Consider the following 18,784-nt stretch of genomic DNA (forward strand, 5'->3'; position numbering starts at 1 on the left):
CTGTGGCGATCACGGTCCATCGTTGTGGTTAATGGGCCTTAAGATACAAGACCTTGTAGGGAACAAATCCCGAATCGGGACATGTCAGCGATTCGGTCCTGATTCGTTTCGCGCCTGTTCCGCCGGGTCGGGCGACGCCGTTAACCGGCGTGCCGGGCCAGCATCCACACCGCCATCCCCACCATCATCAGGTTCTCGGTCAGGGACAGGAAGCCCAGCGGGGTGTTCGACCCGCCGCCGACGCAGGCGCATTTCAATTCACGCCTGTCGACATAGACGGCCTTGAACACCGAGACGGCGCCGATCCCGCCGATCACCAGCCCCAGGGGCGCAGAGACCCAGGTCAGGGCCATGGCCGTCATCAGGGCGCCCGCCGCCAGTTCCGCGAACGGATAGAGGTAGGCGTAGGGCACCCAGCGCTGGGCCAGCAGGTCGTAGTTCAGGAACATGGAGGAGAAGGTCTCCACGTCCTGCAGCTTCAGCATGGCCAGAGCCATCATGCTGAGGCTGATGAACAGCATCACCCCGCGCTCGACGCCGAAACCCGCGCTCCAGCAGACCGCCAGGGCCATCAGGGCCGTGACCGCGAACACGGCCAGCACCGGCGTATAGGTGGTCTGGTCCGCCGGCCGCACGCGCCAGCCGAAATGGCGCCTCAGGTCGTCCCAGCCGCCGATGCGTTCGCCGTCGATGAAGGTCTGGGGCGTGGTCCTGACCCCGTGTTCGGCCTTGAAGGCGTCGGTCTGTTCGCGCGTCTCCAGCCAGCAGTCCTCGACCCGATAGCCCTTGCGTTTCAGAAGCCACAGCGCCTTGCGGCCATAGGGGCAGACATGGCCGGGCATGACCATGCGGTGCAGGACGGCGGTCTTGGGGTTGGGGCTGGACACGGGCGGTCTCCTCTCGCGCCCCTCTAGATAGGTCGCCGCGACGCTTGAGGAAGCCTTTGCGAATCGCCACCTTCCAGGGGTCATGAGCGACCGTTCCGCAGGCATGGCCCCGTCGCGCGTCGCCGCCGTCCTGGGGCCCACCAACACCGGCAAGACCCATCTGGCGGTCGAACGGATGCTGGGTCACGCCTCGGGCATGATCGGCCTGCCGCTGCGCCTGCTGGCGCGTGAGGTCTATGAGCGGATCGTGCGCGTGCGCGGCGCGGCCGCCGTCGCCCTGATCACCGGCGAGGAGAAGATCGTTCCGCCGCGCCCGGCCTATGTCGTCTCGACCGTCGAGGCCATGCCGATGGAGCGGTCGGTCGATTTCCTGGCCGTCGATGAGATCCAGCTGATCGCCGACCCTGAACGGGGCCATGTCTTCACCCAGCGGCTGCTGCATGCGCGGGGCCGTTTCGAGACCATGTTCCTGGGCGCGGGGACGGCCGCGCCCCTGACCCGGCGGCTGGTCCCGGATGTGGAGGTGGTGTCGCGCGACCGGCTGTCGACCCTGTCCTACGCGGGGTCGAAAAAGATCACCCGCCTGCCGCGCCGCAGCGCCATCGTCGCCTTCAGCGCCGAGCAGGTCTATGCGATCGCCGAACTGATCCGTCGCCAGAGGGGTGGGGCCGCCGTGGTCATGGGCTCGCTCAGCCCCCGCACCCGCAACGCCCAGGTGGCCCTGTTCCAGTCGGGCGAGGTGGACTTTCTGGTCGCCACCGACGCCATCGGCATGGGGCTGAACATGGATGTGGACCATGTCGCCTTCGCGGGCCTGAGGAAGTTCGACGGCCGCCGCACCCGCTGGCTGCACGCCCATGAGATCGGCCAGATCGCCGGGCGCGCCGGGCGGCATCTGCGCGACGGGACGTTCGGGGTGACGGGCGAGGCGGACGACCTGGACCCCGATCTGGTGGAACAGGTGGTCGAGCATCGGTTCGATCCGCTGGAAGCGGCGCAATGGAGGAACGCGCGGCTGGATTTCGACACCCTGCCGGACCTGTTGCGGTCGCTGACCGTCCTGCCAGGCGTATCGGGCCTGACGCTGACGGCCCAGGCCTTGGACGAGACCCTGCTGCGCCGCGCCGCCGCCGATCCGGACATCCAGAAGATCGCCCGGTCGCGCGGGGCGGTCATGCGTCTGTGGGAGACGTGCCAGCTGCCGGACTTCCAGAAGACGACGCCCGATGAACACGCCCGGCTGGCGCGCGACATCTTCCAGGCCTTGACGGGCAAGCGCGGCCGCCTGATCCACGACTGGTTCGCCGCCCGGTTCAACGACCTGGACCGCGACGACGGCCAGATCGACCAGCTGTCGGCCCGGCTGTCCGGCGTTCGCACCCTGGCCTATATCGCCGCCCGTCCGGACTGGCTGGACCGGCCGCAGGAATGGCGCGAGGCGGCGCGGGCCCTGGAGGACCGCTTGTCGGACGTGCTGCACGAACGGCTGACCGCCCGTTTCGTCGACCGCAAGACCACCGCCCTGATGCGCGCCCTGAACGACCGGCCCGACCTGGGCGTCGAGGTGGCCGACGATGGCGAGGTTCTGGTCGAGGGCCAATCGGTCGGCCGGCTGGACGGGGTGCGGTTCGCACCCGAGGCCGGGGGTTCGGCCCTGGCGGATCGCGCCCTGCGCGCCGCCGCCCGCCACGCCGTGGGGCCGGAGATCGCGCGGCGGCTGGGTCGGTTGGCGGCGGACGAGGATGCGGCTTTTTCGGTAGGCCCCGACGGTGGTGTCTTGTGGCGCGGCGCCTTGGCGGCCCAGGTCGCGGAGGGCGATCCGTTCTCGCCGCGTGTGAGGCTGCTGGGCGACCTTGGGCCTGAGCCCGCGCGGGAACGCGCGCGCCGCCGCATCGAGGCCTGGCTGTCGGCCGAGGCGGGCCGCGCCCTGCGTCCCCTGGCCCGGCTTCGTCGTGCGGTCGAGGACGGGACGCTGAAGGGCCTGCCGCGCGGGATCGCCTTTCGCCTGATCGAGGCCGGGGGCGTGATCGGCCGCGCCGCCATCGAGCGCGATCTGGCGGCCCTGAGCCAGGCCGAGCGGCGGACCCTGAAACAGTTCGCCATCCGCGTCGGCGCCTTCGCGGTCTGGCTGCCGGCCGTGCTGAAGCCGCGCGGCCTGATGCTGGCCCAGGCCTTCGTCCCGGCCCTGCCCGGCGCGGGCCTGATGCGCCTGAGCGACCCGGCGCCCGGCGAACGGACCCTGTCGGCCCACGGCCGGCTTGTCGCCGGCCGCTGGACCGTGCCGGTCGAGACGGCCGAGCGGATGGCCGCCCTGCGCGCCGAGGGCAAGGGTCGGCTGTCCGACGCCGCCCTGGCCGAACTGGGCTGGACCGCAAATCAGGCGCGCGAAATCCTGACCGCCCTGCGCCCCCCGCGCCGCGCCGCCGCGCCCGCCGCCGGCAAGGCGCCGCGCATGCGCCCCGACAGCCCGTTCGCCGCCCTGGCCGACCTGGCCCGGCCGGCCGCGCCGCGGCGCCGGCGTCGGAAACGCTCCGGCGCGGCATGAAATGCGGGCGGGTGGTCCGAAGGACGCCCGATCAGGTCAGCCGCCACTCGCCCAGCCGCCCGCCCTGGGCGTCTTCGAAGGCGACGCGGTCCAGCTCCACCGCCGCCAGGCAGACCGGCCTGACGTTGGGCCCCGTCGAAGTGCAGCGGATCGTGCGCCCGTCCGGGAAGCGGCCGATCCGACCCGCCAGCACCAGCCGATAGCCGTCCGCCGGCGCCGCGACCGGACGTTCGGCCGTTCCGCGTAGGGTCAGCCGCCATGGCTCGCCCGGCCTGCGGCCCAGGCGCGAGGCCCCGGCGCCCTCGAACATCACCAGCCCGGCGGTCATCGGCGACGGTTCTGGCGCAGGCAGGGTCACGACGGGCGTCTGCGTCTGTTCAGGGTCGGTATCGGCTGCGGCCGGCATCGCCGGAAGCGGGGCCGCCGCCGGGGCGCGCGGACAGCCGTCGGACGTCAGCCACGGCCGCGCGATCCAGAACCCCTCCGCCCGCTCCCAGCCCGGCGCCGTTCCCGGCGCCAGCACCAGGGGCGACCGCGTCCAGTCCGCCGGCGTCAGGCTCAACACCAGACCGGTTCCATCCGTCGTCCGGCGCCACTGGGCCAGACCCTCGCGCGCCTGGGCGGCCGGGCCGGTGCAGCCGAAGGGCAGCCGTATCTCCACCGCCCGACCGGCGACGGCGGCGCCATCATCCGCCGCCTGACCCGCCGCGTGCGCCGCCGAGGCCTGGGACAGGACCGTCAGCAAGCCCGCGCGGCCCAGGCCGGCGGGGAGGGTCAGGGACGGGGGCGGTTCCGTGCTGGGAGTCGGATCGGCCGGCCGCTCGCACTGGGCCAGGCCCAGGCCGCCGCCGATCGCCAGAACCGCCGCCAGAGCGCCTCCGGCGCGTCCTCCCGATCGTTTCATGGAACCGCTCCCTGCTCCGAACCGCTAGAGGTGACGCAAGCGTCGCCATGGGTCATCTAAACCTAAGCGCGCCGACAGGGGGAGGGTTCATGACATTCGACCAGATCGCCGCCCTGGTCGTGCTGGCGGCCGTGGTGGGGGTGCTGATCCACGGCCGGATACGGCCCGACGTGGTGGCCCTGAGCGGGGCAGCGGTGCTGCTGATCCTGGGCGTCGTGCGGCCCGGAGAGGTCCAGGGCGCCTTCGCCAGCCCGGCCATCATCGCCCTGGCCGGCCTGTTCGTCATCGCCTACGCCATCGAACTTTCGGGCCTGCTGGCCTGGCTGATCCAGAGGGCCACGCGCCTGACCCAGAGGCTGGGCGCGCGCGGCATATGGCTGGTCATCGGCCTGTGCGGCTCGGTCGGCGGCTTCCTGAACAACACCCCGGTGGTGGTCCTGGCCGCGCCGGTGGTGCGGGACATGGCCCTGTCGCTGAACCTGTCGCCCAAGCGGTTCCTGATGCCGCTCAGCTATGTGGTCGTCATGGGCGGACTGCTGACCCTGATCGGCACCTCGACCAATCTGCTGGTCAACGACATGGCGCGCAATGCGGGCCAGCCGGTATTCGGCCTGTTCGAGATCACCGGGGTGGGTCTGAGCATCGCCCTGACTGGGGCGGCCTATCTCTATCTGGTCGGCGGCCGCCAGCTGGATCGGCCGGCGCGGGTCGAGGAGGTGTCGATGGAGCGCCGGCGCCGGGCCGAGGCCCGGGCCCAGGCGCGCGCCGCACGCCGCCGCTGGCGTTTCCCGGCCCCGGACTGGCTGGAGCGGCTGCGGCTGGGCGAGGCGCGGGCCACACCCGACGGCTCGGGCGACGGGGTCCTGGGCGACATCGACCTGTACGAGAAGGGGGCCGAACGCCCGCTCCAGCTGGGCCGCGCCCTGACGTCCCTGGCCGTCTTCGTCGCCGTCATCCTGGCGGCGGCCCTGAATATCGCCCCCATAGCGGCGGCGGCCTTCGCAGGGGCCGTGCTGCTGATCCTGGCGCGGGTGATCACGGCGGAAGAGGCCTATGCCGGGCTGCGGCCCGAGATACTGCTGCTGATCGCCGGGATGGTGGTGGTCGGCATGGCCATCGAGGTGACCGGCCTGGCCCAGGCGGGCGCCCAGGCGCTGATCGGGGTGGTGGAGCCTCTGGGGCCGATGGGCGCCCTGATTATCTTCTACGGCGTGACCCTGTTCGCCACCGAACTTCTGTCCAACGCCACCGTGGCGGTGCTGATCACCCCGATCGCCGTGGCCCTGGCCCAGGCCCTGGGCGTGGACGCGCGGCCCTTCCTGGTCGCGGTGATGATGGCCGCCTCGGCCGCCTTCGCCACCCCGTTCGGCTATCAGACCAATGTCCTGGTGTTCCAGATGGCGGGCTACAGCTACATGGACTTCGTGCGGGTCGGGGCGCCGCTGAACCTGGTCACCTGGGTGGCGGCCATGGTCGCCATCCCGATCTTCTTCCCGTTCTGAGCCGGGATCAGACGTCCAGATCGACCGTGATCGGACAGTGGTCGGACGGCTGTTCCCAGGCGCGGACCGGTTCGTGGATCACGGCGCTGGCCGGGACCACGGCCGGCGTCAGGCCGGGCGAGGTCCAGATGTGATCCAGCCGCAGCCCCCGGTTCGACTTGCGGAAGTCCAGGGCGCGATAGCTCCACCAGCTGGCCAGCTTCTGCGGCTCGGGATAGGCGGCCCGGACCACGTCATGGAAGTCGCCCGCCGACTGCAACCGGTTCAGGGTCTCGACCTCGATCGGGGTGTGGCTGACCACCTTGGACATGTAGCGGTGGTTCCAGACGTCGAACTCGCTGGGCGCGATGTTGAAGTCGCCGCACATCAGAAGAGGGGCGCCGCGATCCTGCCCCGCCACAGTCGCGGTCAGCTGTTCGTAGAAGTCCATCTTGTGATCGAATTTCGGGTTCAGCGCCCGGTCCGGCACGTCGCCGCCGGCCGGGATGTAGAAATTCTGCACATCCACCCCGGCGATCCGGGCAGAGACGCAGCGCGCATGGCCCAGGCGGCAGGCCTGGAAGGTCCGGGACTCGCCGATCGGCAGGCGCGAGGCGATGGCCACCCCGTGCCACCCCTTCTGGCCCGCGACCTTCAGGTGGGGCAGGCCCATCTCGGCGAAGGCGTTGCGCGGGAACTGGTCCTCCAGGCATTTGATCTCCTGCAGGCACAGGACATCCACCCCCGCCTCGGACACGAAACGGGCGACCTGGTCGATACGCAGGCGGACCGAGTTGATGTTCCAGGTGGCGAGGCGAAGGGTCATGGGCCGGCTCTACCGCCCGTCCCCCCGAGCCGCAACATGGCGCCGCCCCAAGACAGGGCGGCAGGGCGATCAGGAGATCCAGGTGTTGCGGCACTGGCCTTCGAGGGACCAGCCGGCGACGCCGGAGCGGGCGCGGCATTCGACGCCCATTCCGGCCAGGGGGCCATGCATGATGCCTGCCTCGATCACGGCGAGGCGGCCGTTGTCCTGATAGCGGGGCTGTTTGAACGCGACCCACTGGATCCGCTCGCCGGGCGCGCGCGGGGCGTCGGGATCATAGGTGCGGGGAAAGGCGACGCCGTAGCGGGCCCAGTCGCAGCGGGGCGACCAGTCGCCCTCCCCGCCGTCCAGCCACAGGGGCGGCGGGGCGTTGTCCGGGCCGAAACGGTAGTGGTCGCGGGCCACGGCGGCGATGACGGCGCAGTCGTTGCTGTTGCCGGCCATCGGCGACGCGGGCGCCGGTCCGGCCGGGCCGGAGGCGCAGGCGGCAAGGGCGAGGATGGGGATCAGGGCCAGGGCGCGCATGGACGCCTTTCGTCTATTTCGAGCGAAGGCCGCTGATCGTGCGCCCGGGGGCGATGTCCTCGGCCGAGGTGATCAGATGAACGAGGGCCGGGCGCGCCTGTTCCCGCGCCGCCGTGCGGGCGGCGTCCAGGGCGGCGGGAAAGTCGGCCGTGGTCTCGCAGCGCACGGCGAAGGCGCCGAAGGCCTCGGCGTATTTCACAAAGTCGGGGTTCCTCAGATCGGTGGCGATCACCCGCGGCGCGCCCGGATAGTGGGTTTCCTGGTGCATCCGGATGGTGCCGTAGGTCCCGTTATCGACCACCACCACGACCACGCCCAGGCCGTGCTGGGCGGCGGTGGCCATCTCCTGGGCCGTCATCATGAAGTCGCCGTCTCCGGCGATGCAGACGACCTCGCGGTCCGGATGGACGCTCTTGGCGGCGACGGCGGCCGGATAGCCATAGCCCATTGCGCCCGAGGTCGGCGCCAGCTGGGTGCGGCAGGCTCGGTGGCGATAGAAGCGATGCAGCCAGGCGGCGAAATTGCCCGCGCCGTTGGTCACCACGGCCTCGGCCGGCAGAGCCTGGGCCAGATGGGCCATGCATTCGCTCATGTTCACCGCACCGGTGACGTCCACCGGGGTGGAGAAGGCCTGATAGTCGGCGTGGGCGGCCTTGGCCTCTTCATGCCAGGCGCGGCCCGGATCGAGGACCGACAGGGCGTGGGCGGCCAGGCTGTTGTCCGCCGTGGCGCTGAGCGATGGCGTCCAGACCCGACCCAGTTCCTCGGCCCCCGGATGGATGTGGACCAGGGTCTCGGCCGTGCGCGCGCGGTCCAGCAGGGTGTAGCCCTGGGTCGGATTTTCGCCCAGGCGGGCGCCGATGGCGAGGATCAGGTCCGCCGCCTTGGCCCGCGCCGTCAGCTTGGGATTGCACCCCAGGCCCAGGTCCCCGGCGTAGTTCGGCCGGTCGTTCGACAGGATGTCCTTGCGCCGGAAGGACAGGGCGACCGGCAGGCCGATCTTCTCGGCCCAGTCGCCGATGGCGGCGGCGGCTTCGGTGGTCCAGCCCGATCCGCCCAACACCAGCAGGGGGCGTTCGGCCCTGCCCAGACGCTCGCGCACCTGATCGACGAAGGCAGGGTCCAGGCCCGCCCTGGCCGGGACCACAGGCTTGACCGGCGCCGGGCCGCCCTGGGCGTGCAGCAGGTCTTCGGGCAGGGCCACGACGACCGGACCCATCCGGCCCTGAAGCGCCGTGGCGAAGGCGCGTTCCACCACCTCGACCGTGCGTTCGGGGCTTTCGATCTCGGTCGCCCATTTGGCCAGGCCGCCGAACACCTCGCGGTAGTCCACCTCCTGAAAGGCGCCGCGGCCGCGGTCGGTCAGGGCGATCTGGCCGACGAACAGGATCATCGGCGTGGAATCCTGGTGCGCCGTGTGCACGCCGATGCTGGCGTGGGTGGCGCCGGGCCCGCGCGTGACCATGCAGACGCCGGGGCGGCCCGTCAGCTTGCCATAGGCCTCGGCCATGTTGGCGGCGCCCGCCTCGTGCCGGCAGGTGACCACCTGGATACGGTCGCGCACGTCGGCCAGGGCGTCCAGCACCGCCAGATAGCTTTCGCCCGGCACGCAGAAGACGCGATCCACCCCGTTCATCACCAGGGTTTCGACGAGGCGGCGGGCGGCGGTGTCGGGAGCTTGGGTCATGGCCGGGGCGTTAGCAGACCGGCCCGATCTTGGCCATGCAACCCAATGGCCACGCTTGGCGTTACGGCCAAGGTTTCAACACTGCCCATGGGGAACATCATGCGCAAAATCATCACGCTCGGTCTGATCGCCGCCGCCCTGGCCGTTTCGGCCTGCAACACCATCTCGGGCGTCGGCCGCGACGTCTCGGCCGCCGGTTCGGCCGTCACCTCGGGCGCCGAACAGGCCAAGAACTGATCATCGGCGGCGCCCGGAAACGGAAAAGGCCGGCTGGATCGCTCCAGCCGGCCTTCTCTTTGACTTCAGCCTCGCGGCCGGATCAGCGCAGCTTGGCCGACAGGTCGGTCAGGACGCCGCGCAGGGCGGTGGCCCGGCGGTTGGCCGCGGCGTCCGAGCCGACGTTCAGGTCGCCGGCCAGGGCGTCGACGCGGCCGGCCAGGGCGGCGTCCTTGGACCCGGCGTCCAGGCGGGCGCCGACTTCGGTCAGGGTCGAGGTCAGGGCCGCGATCTTGTCGGCCGGCAGGGCCTGCTGACGGGCCAGCTGATCGACATAGGCCTGAGCCACGACCGGGTGGCTGGGCCAGGTCACGGGCGTCTGCCGCTGCGGGTTGAAGGTCCGGCCCTGGTCGGCCATGGCGGCGGCGGCGATCTCGGCGGCGCTGAGCTCATCGCTGGGCTGCAGGGTCAGGACGTCCAGGCCGCGCGCGATCTCGGAACCGTAGATGTGGCCGCCGTACCAGTAGGTCGACCAGTAGCCGCCCAGGATCTCGTGCTGGGCGTCGATCGGGCCACGGTCGAAATAGGCGATCTCATGGGCGTTGGCCGAGTCGGTGAAGTCGATCACCGACAGCCCGCCCTGATACCAGGCCTGGACGAAGATATCCCGGCCGGGCACCGGCACGATCGAGCCGTTGTGGGCGACGCAGTTCTCCTGGTCCGTCTGGGGCGCCGGCAGCTTGTAGTAGCCGCGGAACACCAGCTTGCGGTCGACGATGTCGTAGAAGGCGTTGGCGCCCCAGTGCATCGGGTCCTGGACGCGACAGCGCGGACGCGAGCCCCCGCCCCATTCATCGGTGAACAGCACCTTGGTGCCGTCGTTGTTGAAGGTGGCCGAGTGCCAGTAGGCGAAGCCCTGGTCCGACACCGCGTCGATCCGTTGCGGCTTGCGCGGGTCGGTGATGTCGAAGATCAGCCCGTTGCCCGAGCAGGCGCCGGCGGCGATGTTCAGGGTCGGGAAGACCGTGATGTCGTGGCAGTGGTCGGTGCGGGCGGTGCTCTGGGTGCCCTCGCCATGATCGCCGCCCTGCCACAGGCCGGCGATGCGGTCGCCGTCGGCGAAGACGGTCGGGCTGTCGATGATGCGGGCGCGCGAGGGATCGGCGACCGGAATCTCGATGACATCGACGCGGAACAGGGCGGTGCGCTGATCGCCCGCCTGACCCACGACGCAGCCAGCCAGTTCGCGCTCGTTGCGGATGCCGGCGGTGCCCGAGTTGTAGACGATGATGCTGCGGTCGTCGGACGAAACGACCGAATGGGTGTGCGACCCGCGGCAGGTCTGGACCTGGCCGACCTGGCGCGGCGCGGTGGGCTGGCTGATGTCGAAGATGCGCAGACCGCGGAAGCGTTCGGCGCTGATGTCCTCGGCGATGCCCTCACGACCGCAGTCGACGCGGCCCGAGTTCTGCTCGACCGACATCAGCAGCAGGTTGCCGACGATGGAGACGTCGCCCTGGCCGCCGGGGCAGACCACCGAGGTGATCAGCTGGGGCGTGTCGCCCTGGCCCAGACGATACAGGTTGAAGCCGTGGTAGTTGCCGACCGCCATCAGGTCGCCCGAGAAAGCCATGTCGGTGTTGGCGAAGCTGAGGAAGGGCGCACGCTTGCCGAAGCGGTCGGACATGTCGTCGCCGCCGCTGCGGGTCGGGGTCTCGCCTTCGGCCTCGGGCAGGGGCGGCGGCAGGCCGGCCTCGTTGCTGGGATCGAAGAAGCCCCTCGGCTTGGGCAGGGTCGAGACCAGATTCAGATTGTGGCCGGCCTGGCCCGCATCGCGGAATCCGGCGGCCAGGGTGGCGCGCGGATCGGTCGTCAGTTCGCGCGACATGGCGGTCATGCGGCGGATCTCGCCCTGCTGTTCGTTCAGGACGTCGTTGACGAACTCGAACAGCACCGGATCGTAGGCCGAACCCGAACGGCGCAGCAGGTGGTTCACCATTTCGACCGCGCCCTCGTGGTGGGCGATCATCAGGCTGAGGAATTTGCGGTCGAACTCGACGCCGCTGGCGGCCGCCAGCTCGGCCATCTGTTCGGGGGTGGCCATGCCGGCCATGGTGTGGCCCGCACCACCCATGTCATGCCCGGCGCCATGATGGGCGTGGGCGTCGGCGGCCGGGTTGGGCGCGGTCTGGCCCCGCTCGCGCAGCCAGCGCTGCATGAAGCCGATCTCGTCGGCCTGGGTGGCGTTGATGCGGCCGGCGGCGGCGACCACGCCCTGACGGCTGGTGCGGCCATCGACCAGGGCGGCCATCTGAACCGCCTGGTTATGGTGCACGATCATGTCCTGCATGAAGCGGACGTCGTCGGCCGAGAAGCGGTTGTTGGCCAGGGTGGCGGCGTCGGAGGCGCTGAGGGTGCGCGACGCCTGGCCGGGCGCGCCCGGCTGGACGATCGGGGCGTCCTGGGCGGCGGCGGCCCCCGCGGCGAACAGCAGGGCGGCGACGGAGCCCCCGATCAGCAGGCGGGCGGACAGGACAGATCTGGGCGACACGCGGACCTCCATTATTCAATATTCGATTACGGCGGCGCGACCGTAACGGCTCCGCTGACGGGCGCCTAGCGTCTTGGACCCGCCATTGCCGCCGTTTCGCCGCGAAAACGGCGGAATCCGGGCTTTTGCGCGGCACATGAAAAGAATGTAATTTGCGGATTGTTACAGTATAACATAATAGCTTCGGATCGCTGAAGCCGGAGCCGACCATGTCGTTCAGAGCCGCCCTTTTCGCCGCCGCCAGCCTGTCGGTCCTGGCCGGCGCCGCCCGCGCCGAGGACACGCCCCAGACCCGGCCGTCCGACCCGGCGACCCAGCTGGACGAGGTGATCGTGACCGCCGATCCCCTGGGCCGGTCCAAGGACGACGTCATCTCGAACGTGGCGGTGGTGGGCGGCGACGAACTGGTGCATCGGCGCCAGGCGACCCTGGGCGAGACCCTGTCGGGCGTGCCCGGCGTCAATGCCGACACCTTCGGCGGCGGCGCCAGCCGGCCGGTGATCCGCGGCCAGACCGCGCCGCGGGTCAAGGTGATGAACGATGGCGCCGGCATCATTGACGCCTCGGAGATTTCGCCCGACCACGCCGTGTCCGGCGAGATGCTGCTGGTCGAGGGGGTGGAGATCCTGCGCGGTCCCAGCGCCCTGATCTATGGCGGGGGCGCCATCGGCGGGGCGGTCAATCTGATCGACAAGAAGATTCCCACCGCCGTTCCGCGCGACGGCGGCGAGGGCGCGGCCGAGGTCCGGCTGGGCACGGCCGACGACGAACGGGCCGGGGTCATCGGCATGACCGTCGGGGCCGGCGGCCTGGCTCTGCGGCTGGAGGCCTCGACCCGGAGGGCCGACGACTATCGCGTCCCCTTCTACACCCCGCCCGCGCACGAGGATCATGACCACGACGAAGAGGCGTCCGAAGGCTTCGACCGCCTGGCCGGGTCGTTCAGCAGCGCCCAGTCGGCCACGATCGGCGCCAGCTGGATCGGATCACGCGGCTATTTCGGCGCCGCCTATACCGAGCAGCACGGCCGCTACGGCCTGCCGGGCCACAGCCATGAGTACGAGGGCTGCCACCTGCATGGGCTGAGCCTGCACTGCGGCGAGCACGGCCATGACGACGAGGACGACGATCACGATCACGACCATGATCACGAGGAAGGCGAGGCGCCGGTGGTCGATCTGGTCAGCCGCCGCCTGGACGTGCGGGGCGAATGGCGCGACCCGGTCGCGGGCATAGAGCGGATCCGCTTCCGCGGCGGCCACACCGACTACGCCCATGACGAGATCGAGCACGGGGCCGTGGCCACCACCTTCGCCAACGAGGGCAGCGACGCCCGGATCGAGATCCAGCATGCGCCGATCGCCGGCCTGCGCGGGGTGTTCGGCGTCCAGACCTCGGACAGCGACTTCATCGCCGGCCTGCCGGGCCAGGACGAGCAGTTCATTCCCCAGAGCCGCACCCGCAACACGGCTGTCTTCCTGGTCGAGGAGAAGCGGATGGGCGACTGGCGGGTCGAGGGGGCGCTGCGTCAGGAATGGCAGAAGGCCAAGGCCGTCGGCCGCCCCGATGTCGAACACAACCCCTTCTCGGCCTCCCTGGCCGTGACCTGGGATTTCGCGCCCGGATACGCCGCCTCGATCAGCGCCGCCCGGTCGCAGCGGGCGCCCCATGTGCAGGAGCTTTACGCCGACGGCGTCCATCTGGCGACCAACACCTATGAGCTGGGCGCGGCGGACCTGTCGGAAGAGACGGTGCAATCGGTCGAACTGGGGCTGCGCAAGACCCAGGGACCGCTGACGGCCGCGTTCAGCCTGTATCGCTACGCCTATGACGGCTACATCTACGCCGAGACCCTGGATCAGTACGAGGACTTCCGCCTGATCCGCTACGCCCAGGCCGACGCCACCTTCACGGGGATCGAGGGCGAGGTGCGCTACGCCTTCCGGCCCGACCTGTCGGCCACGGTGTTCGGCGACCGGGTGCACGCCAGCCTGGACGGCGGCGGGCCCCTGCCGCGCATCCCGGCGGCGCGGCTGGGCCTGCGGGTGGACGGCTATCGCGGCCCGTGGTCGGGCAATGTCGAATATGTGCGCGTGTTCGACCAGGATCGCATCGCCGACTTCGAGACCGCGACGCCTGGCTACAACACGCTGAACGCCACCGCCGCCTTCGATTTCGAGGCGGGCGGGATGAGCAGCCAGGTCTTCGTGCGGGGGACCAACCTGCTGGACGAGACGGCGCTGAACCACGCCTCCTTCATCTCGACCCTGGCCCCGCTGCGCGGCCGAAACATCGTGGTGGGTCTGCGGACCCGGTTCTGAGCCGGGGTCAGTCCAGGGCGTTGCGGATGGCGGCGGCGCCCGCCACCGGGGTGATCGCCCCGGCGAACAGCACATAGGCTCCCAGAAGGGCCGCCGCCGGCCAGGGGTCCGCCCCCTGGCCCGCCCGCGCCAGGGCGCCGGCGCCGAAGACCACCGGCGGAATATAGAGCGGCAGCACCACCACGGCGATCAGCAGCCCGCCCCGTCGCGACCCCAGGGCCAGGGCCGCCCCCAGGGCGCCGGTCAGGGCGAACCCCAGGGCGCCGACCAGGGCCGTCGCGGCCGCCAGGGGCGCCAGGGTGACCGGCAGACCCAGGGCGATCGCCGCCACCGGGGCGGTCAGGGCCAGGGGCAGGCCGACCGCCAGCCACTGGGCCTTGGCCTTGGCCAGGACCACCAGTTCCAGCGGCGCCGGGCCCAGGGCGATCAGGTCGAGGGCCCCGTCCTCATGATCGCGCTCGAACAGCCGTTCCAGCGACAGGGTCGAGGCCAGGGCCAGGGCCAGCCAGGCGATCCCGCCGGACAGGGGCGTCAGGGCCTCCGGCGCCGCACCGACCGTCAGCGGAACCAGCACCGTCAGGGTCAGGAAGAAGCCGCAGGCCAGGAGCGGGCCTCCGCCCCCGGCCCAGGCCAGGGCCAGTTCGCGCCGCCACAGGATCATCAGGGCCGTCACGCCAGCCCCCCCAGGTCCAGGGTCGCCGCAGCCACCGGCAGGGGATCGTGCACCGCCGCCACCACCAGGCCCCCGTCGGCCAGGTGCCGGGCCATGGCCTGACCCAGTTCGGCGCGCCAGCGGGCGTCCAGGGGGGCGAAGGGCTCGTCCAGCAGCCACAGGGGACGCGGGGCCGCCAGCAGGCGGGCGAAGGCCAGCCGCCGCCTCTGGCCCGCCGACAGCCGCCGCACCTCGATCTGCAGCAGCGGGCCCAGGGCTAGGCGCTGGACCGCGTCCTCGATCGCCGAGGGGTCGGCCCCCAGCCAGCGCGCCTGGAAGGCCAGTTCGTCGCCCGCGCGGCGCCCGCCCTTCAACCCGTCGAGATGACCCAGCAGATGCAGGGCGCCCGCGCGCGACGCCTCGGCTGCCTGTCCGTCCAGGGCCACGGTCCCCGCCTCGGGCCGGACCAGGCCGGCGATGATCCGCAGAAGGGTGGTCTTGCCCGCACCGTTGGCGCCGGTCAGGGCCAGGGCGGTTCCCGCCGGGATCCGGGCCGACAGGTCGCGAAACAGGGTCCGTTCGCCCCGGCGGACCGTCAGGCCGTCCAGAGTCAGGCCGGCGGTCATCGCCCAGCCTCTGCCGCCAACCCATTGAGAATCATTCGCAACTTTCGCGCGACATGGACGCCATGCGCGACCGGGGCTATATGCGCCATCGCCGCAGCAGGCGTTCGCCGCGCGCGTCGGGGACCTGTGCGCCCCGCCGTCCAGCGCGCGATCGCGCAACCGGATTGTCGGGCGGCGATGACCAGAGGAACCTCCCATGCCGTCGATCGACAGCCTCAAGACCCGTCAGGACCTTTCCGTCGGGCGCAAGAAATACGCCTATTACAGCCTTCCGGCCGCCGAGGAAGCGGGCCTGGCGGGGATTTCGCGCCTGCCGCGCTCGATGAAGGTGCTGCTGGAGAACCTGCTGCGCAACGAGGACGGGGTTTCCGTCGCCGAGGCCGACCTGAAGGCTGTGGCCGCCTGGATCGAGAACAAGGGCGCCGTCGAGCACGAAATCGCCTTCCGCCCGGCCCGGGTGCTGATGCAGGACTTCACCGGGGTTCCGGCCGTGGTCGACCTGGCCGCCATGCGCGACGCCATGACCAGCCTGGGCGCCGACCCGACCAAGATCAATCCGCTGAACCCCGTCGACCTGGTCATCGACCACTCGGTCATGGTGGACCATTTCGGCGACGCCAAGGCCTTCGCCCAGAACGTCGAGCGCGAATACGAGCGCAACATCGAACGCTATCGCTTCCTGCGCTGGGGCTCGTCGGCCTTCAATAATTTCCGCGTCGTGCCGCCGGGCACGGGCATCTGCCACCAGGTGAACCTGGAGAACCTGGCCCAGACGGTCTGGACCGCCGACGAAGGCAAGAAGACCGTCGCCTATCCCGACACCGTGGTCGGCACCGACAGCCACACCACCATGATCAACGGCCTGGCCGTTCTGGGCTGGGGCGTGGGCGGCATCGAGGCCGAGGCCGCCATGCTGGGCCAGCCGATCCCGATGCTGATCCCCGAGGTCATCGGCTTCAAACTGACCGGCAAGCTGCCGGAAGGCGCGACGGCCACCGACCTGGTGCTGACCGTCACCCAGATGCTGCGCAAGAAGGGCGTGGTCGGGAAGTTCGTGGAGTTCTTCGGTCCCGCCATCGCCGGCATGACCATCGAGGACCAGGCGACCATCGCCAACATGGCCCCCGAATACGGCGCCACCTGCGGCTTCTTCCCGGTGTCCAAGGCGACGCTGGACTATCTGACCGCCACCGGCCGTGACAAGGCGCGCGTCGCCCTGGTCGAAGCCTACGCCAAGGCCCAGGGGCTGTGGATCGACGAGACCAGCGAAGACCCGGTCTTCACCGATGTGCTGGAACTGGACATCTCGACCGTCGTGCCGTCCCTGGCGGGGCCCAAGCGTCCGCAGGACCGGGTTCTGCTGACCGAGGCTGCGTCCTCGTTCCAGACCTGCCTGGGCGAAATGTTCGCCCGTCCGGCCGAGGCCGAGCGGGTCAAGGTCGAGGGTGAGAAATTCACCGTCGGCGACGGCGATGTGGTGATCGCCGCCATCACCAGCTGCACCAACACCTCCAACCCCTCGGTCCTGATCGCCGCCGGCCTGGTGGCGCGCAAGGCCAACGCCCTGGGGCTGAAGGTCAAGCCGTGGGTCAAGACCTCACTGGCGCCCGGATCGCAGGTGGTCACCGACTATCTGACCGACGCGGGCCTGCAGAAGGATCTGGACGCCCTGGGCTTCAACCTGGTCGGCTATGGCTGCACCACCTGCATCGGCAACTCGGGCCCGCTGGACCCGGCCATCTCCAAGGCGATCAACGACGCCGATCTGGTGGCCTGTTCGGTGCTGTCGGGCAACCGCAATTTCGAAGGCCGGGTGAACCCCGACGTGCGCGCCAACTATCTGGCCTCGCCGCCGCTGGTGGTGGCCTACGCCCTGGCCGGTTCGATGCACATCGACCTGACGACCCAGCCGATCGGCCAGGACAAGAAGGGCAAGGACGTCTTCCTGAAGGACATCTGGCCCACCAGCCAGGAGATCGCCGACATCCAGAAGAAGTCGGTCACCCCGGCCATGTTCGCCAAACGCTACAAGGACGTGTTCAAGGGCGACAAGCACTGGCAGGCCATCGACGTCGAGGGCGGCCAGACCTACGCCTGGGACGACGCCTCGACCTATGTTCAGAACCCGCCCTATTTCGACGGCCTGACCATGACCCCGGCGCCGGTGACCGACATCGTGGAGGCCCGCATCCTGGGCATCTTCGGCGACAGCATCACCACCGACCACATCAGCCCGGCCGGCTCGATCAAGAAGGCCTCGCCCGCCGGCGCCTATCTGACGGCGCACGATGTGGACGCCCTGGACTTCAACAGCTACGGCGCGCGCCGCGGCAACCATGAAGTCATGATGCGCGGCACCTTCGCCAACATCCGCATCCGCAACAAGATCACGCCAGACATCGAAGGCGGCGTGACCAAGCATTTCCCGTCGGGCGACACCATGTCGATCTATGACGCGGCCATGCGTTATCAGTCGGAAGGGCGGCCGCTGGTCGTCTTCGCCGGCAAGGAATACGGCACCGGCTCGTCGCGCGACTGGGCGGCCAAGGGCACCCGCCTGCTGGGCGTCCGCGCCGTCATCGCCGAAAGCTATGAGCGCATCCACCGGTCGAACCTGATCGGCATGGGGGTGGTGCCGCTTCAGTTCAAACAGGACGGCTGGCTGAAGCTGAACCTGACCGGCGAGGAGATCGTCACCATCCGCGGCCTGACCGACGCCAATGTCGGCCGCCTGCGTCCGCGCCAGGACCTGTGGGTCGAGATGTTCCGCCCGTCGGACGGCAAGATGGCCCGCTTCCCGGTCCGCTGCCGCATCGATAACCAGACCGAGCTGGACTACCTCAAGGCCGGCGGCGTCATGCCCTACGTCCTGCGCAACCTGGCCGGCGGCGCGGTCGAGGCCGAGGCGGCGGAGTAACAGACGGCCTCACGCCGGGAGTCGCGGCGCGGGAACATCAGGCCGGAAACCCGGCCTCAAGCAGCGAGGCTCCGCGAGCCGAGCGTTAGGCCAAAAAAGGGGCCGGTGGAGCGATCCGCCGGCCCCTTGCCTTGTCAGTCCCCGAACGCCTGCTCGCACAGTTCCTGCCCGAAGGCGTCAGACAGCTGTTCCTCGCTCTCGGCCATCTGGAAGATGGACCAGCGGCCGCCGACGATGGTCTTGCCGATCTCGTATTCGCCGACGACGCGGCCATCGGCCGGATCGACCAGCCGGGCCGAGCCGCGCAGGACATTGGCGCCGCCGATCAGCAGCACCTGGGCCGGATTGGCCCGGTCCAGCCTTTCGATGAGGGCTTCCAGCCGCAGCGGCCGGGCGCCGGCGGCGCAACGGTCCAGACGCGCCTGGACATGCTGGCGGAAGATGCCGTCGAATTGGGGTCGGACGGTCACGCCCGGATCGGTGGTCAGCCGCACCTCGGCCACCCGGGCGCCCTGCGCCGTCACGGCGTCCAGGGGCTGGATCGGGGCGGAGCGCGACAGGTTCAGACACCCCGAAAGGCCAAGGGCGGCGGCAAGGGACAGGACGGCGGCGGCGGCAGGATGCATGGGCTGCTCCAGTGGATTCA

The 18,784-nt window shown here is 70.4% G+C and carries 14 protein-coding genes and 1 pseudogene; 5 read left to right on the forward strand and 10 right to left on the reverse strand.

The window, feature by feature from the left end:
- Positions 1–140: 140 nt before the first annotated feature.
- Together KF910_RS07560 and KF910_RS07565 are read right to left on the reverse strand one after the other, a co-directional pair.
- The gene (locus tag KF910_RS07560; protein ID WP_323805554.1) at positions 141–572 is read right to left on the reverse strand and encodes a MauE/DoxX family redox-associated membrane protein; all 432 of its coding nucleotides are present in this window, start codon (positions 570–572) and stop codon (positions 141–143) included.
- 114 nt (positions 573–686) lie between these two features.
- A pseudogene (locus tag KF910_RS07565) lies at positions 687–866 on the reverse strand (glutaredoxin domain-containing protein); the annotation flags it as partial.
- Between the two features lie 103 nt (positions 867–969).
- On the opposite strand from KF910_RS07565, the gene KF910_RS07570 reads away from it, so the two are divergent.
- Positions 970–3,432 carry a helicase-related protein gene (locus tag KF910_RS07570; RefSeq protein WP_292260093.1) on the forward strand — a complete coding sequence of 821 codons (2,463 nt, stop codon included), beginning with the start codon at positions 970–972 and terminating at the stop codon, positions 3,430–3,432.
- Between the two features lie 31 nt (positions 3,433–3,463).
- Here the strand turns inward: KF910_RS07570 and KF910_RS07575 are convergent, their stop codons facing one another.
- Positions 3,464–4,336: a hypothetical protein gene (locus KF910_RS07575; protein ID WP_292260096.1), complete on the reverse strand. Its 873-nt coding sequence runs from the start codon at positions 4,334–4,336 to the stop codon at positions 3,464–3,466.
- 89 nt (positions 4,337–4,425) lie between these two features.
- Here KF910_RS07575 and KF910_RS07580 point away from each other — a divergent pair, with 89 nt between their 5' ends.
- Positions 4,426–5,838 (forward strand): SLC13 family permease, encoded by a 1,413-nt coding sequence (locus KF910_RS07580; RefSeq protein WP_292260099.1) that lies wholly within the window; start codon positions 4,426–4,428, stop codon positions 5,836–5,838.
- A 7-nt stretch (positions 5,839–5,845) separates the two neighbouring features.
- On the opposite strand, the gene KF910_RS07585 is transcribed toward KF910_RS07580, so the two are convergent.
- The 3 genes from KF910_RS07585 to KF910_RS07595 all read right to left on the reverse strand — a co-directional run bounded on the left by KF910_RS07585 (position 5,846) and on the right by KF910_RS07595 (position 8,855).
- Positions 5,846–6,643: an exodeoxyribonuclease III gene (locus KF910_RS07585; RefSeq protein WP_292260102.1), complete on the reverse strand. Its 798-nt coding sequence runs from the start codon at positions 6,641–6,643 to the stop codon at positions 5,846–5,848.
- A 69-nt stretch (positions 6,644–6,712) separates the two neighbouring features.
- Positions 6,713–7,168 (reverse strand): hypothetical protein, encoded by a 456-nt coding sequence (locus KF910_RS07590; RefSeq protein ID WP_292260105.1) that lies wholly within the window; start codon positions 7,166–7,168, stop codon positions 6,713–6,715.
- 13 nt (positions 7,169–7,181) lie between these two features.
- Complete coding sequence (locus KF910_RS07595) at positions 7,182–8,855, reverse strand: thiamine pyrophosphate-dependent enzyme (RefSeq protein WP_292260108.1); 1,674 nt, start codon at positions 8,853–8,855, stop codon at positions 7,182–7,184.
- A 99-nt stretch (positions 8,856–8,954) separates the two neighbouring features.
- Here KF910_RS07595 and KF910_RS07600 point away from each other — a divergent pair, with 99 nt between their 5' ends.
- The gene (locus tag KF910_RS07600) at positions 8,955–9,092 is read left to right on the forward strand and encodes an entericidin A/B family lipoprotein (protein ID WP_292260111.1); all 138 of its coding nucleotides are present in this window, start codon (positions 8,955–8,957) and stop codon (positions 9,090–9,092) included.
- Positions 9,093–9,174: 82 nt separating this feature from the next.
- Here the strand turns inward: KF910_RS07600 and KF910_RS07605 are convergent, their stop codons facing one another.
- Positions 9,175–11,622 (reverse strand): DUF305 domain-containing protein, encoded by a 2,448-nt coding sequence (locus tag KF910_RS07605; RefSeq protein ID WP_292260115.1) that lies wholly within the window; start codon positions 11,620–11,622, stop codon positions 9,175–9,177.
- Positions 11,623–11,831: 209 nt separating this feature from the next.
- Here KF910_RS07605 and KF910_RS07610 point away from each other — a divergent pair, with 209 nt between their 5' ends.
- Positions 11,832–13,943, forward strand: a complete 2,112-nt coding sequence (locus tag KF910_RS07610) for a TonB-dependent receptor domain-containing protein (protein ID WP_292260118.1) — start codon at positions 11,832–11,834, stop codon at positions 13,941–13,943.
- Positions 13,944–13,950: 7 nt separating this feature from the next.
- On the opposite strand, the gene ccmB is transcribed toward KF910_RS07610, so the two are convergent.
- Together ccmB and ccmA are read right to left on the reverse strand one after the other, a co-directional pair.
- Entirely contained in the window at positions 13,951–14,616 is a 666-nt protein-coding gene (gene ccmB, locus KF910_RS07615) for a heme exporter protein CcmB (protein ID WP_292260119.1), read from the reverse strand.
- A complete protein-coding gene (gene ccmA / locus KF910_RS07620; RefSeq protein WP_292260121.1) occupies positions 14,613–15,221 on the reverse strand; it encodes a heme ABC exporter ATP-binding protein CcmA in 609 nt (202 codons plus the stop codon). Before ccmA ends, ccmB begins: the two co-directional genes overlap by 4 nt.
- A 196-nt stretch (positions 15,222–15,417) precedes the next feature.
- Between ccmA and acnA the strand changes: the two genes are divergently transcribed.
- Positions 15,418–18,138: an aconitate hydratase AcnA gene (acnA, locus tag KF910_RS07625; RefSeq protein ID WP_292260124.1), complete on the forward strand. Its 2,721-nt coding sequence runs from the start codon at positions 15,418–15,420 to the stop codon at positions 18,136–18,138.
- Positions 18,139–18,272: 134 nt separating this feature from the next.
- Here the strand turns inward: acnA and KF910_RS07630 are convergent, their stop codons facing one another.
- On the reverse strand, positions 18,273–18,764 hold the full coding sequence (locus KF910_RS07630; RefSeq protein ID WP_292260127.1) for a hypothetical protein: 492 nt from the start codon (positions 18,762–18,764) through the stop codon (positions 18,273–18,275).
- Positions 18,765–18,784: the final 20 nt, after the last annotated feature.

Source organism: Brevundimonas sp., assembly GCF_019636155.1.
In the GTDB taxonomy this organism is placed as follows: Bacteria; Pseudomonadota; Alphaproteobacteria; order Caulobacterales; family Caulobacteraceae; genus Brevundimonas.

Coding starts and splice junctions, on each gene's coding strand:
- KF910_RS07610 (WP_292260118.1), top strand. CDS start 11,832: ATGTCGTTCAGAGCCGCCCTTTTCGCCGCCGCCAGCCTGTCGGTCCTG.
- acnA (WP_292260124.1), top strand. CDS start 15,418: ATGCCGTCGATCGACAGCCTCAAGACCCGTCAGGACCTTTCCGTCGGG.
- KF910_RS07600 (WP_292260111.1), top strand. CDS start 8,955: ATGCGCAAAATCATCACGCTCGGTCTGATCGCCGCCGCCCTGGCCGTT.
- ccmA (WP_292260121.1), bottom strand. CDS start 15,221: ATGACCGCCGGCCTGACTCTGGACGGCCTGACGGTCCGCCGGGGCGAA.
- KF910_RS07575 (WP_292260096.1), bottom strand. CDS start 4,336: ATGAAACGATCGGGAGGACGCGCCGGAGGCGCTCTGGCGGCGGTTCTG.
- KF910_RS07560 (WP_323805554.1), bottom strand. CDS start 572: ATGGCCCTGGCGGTCTGCTGGAGCGCGGGTTTCGGCGTCGAGCGCGGG.
- KF910_RS07580 (WP_292260099.1), top strand. CDS start 4,426: ATGACATTCGACCAGATCGCCGCCCTGGTCGTGCTGGCGGCCGTGGTG.
- KF910_RS07570 (WP_292260093.1), top strand. CDS start 970: ATGAGCGACCGTTCCGCAGGCATGGCCCCGTCGCGCGTCGCCGCCGTC.
- KF910_RS07590 (WP_292260105.1), bottom strand. CDS start 7,168: ATGCGCGCCCTGGCCCTGATCCCCATCCTCGCCCTTGCCGCCTGCGCC.
- KF910_RS07630 (WP_292260127.1), bottom strand. CDS start 18,764: ATGCATCCTGCCGCCGCCGCCGTCCTGTCCCTTGCCGCCGCCCTTGGC.
- KF910_RS07595 (WP_292260108.1), bottom strand. CDS start 8,855: ATGACCCAAGCTCCCGACACCGCCGCCCGCCGCCTCGTCGAAACCCTG.
- KF910_RS07585 (WP_292260102.1), bottom strand. CDS start 6,643: ATGACCCTTCGCCTCGCCACCTGGAACATCAACTCGGTCCGCCTGCGT.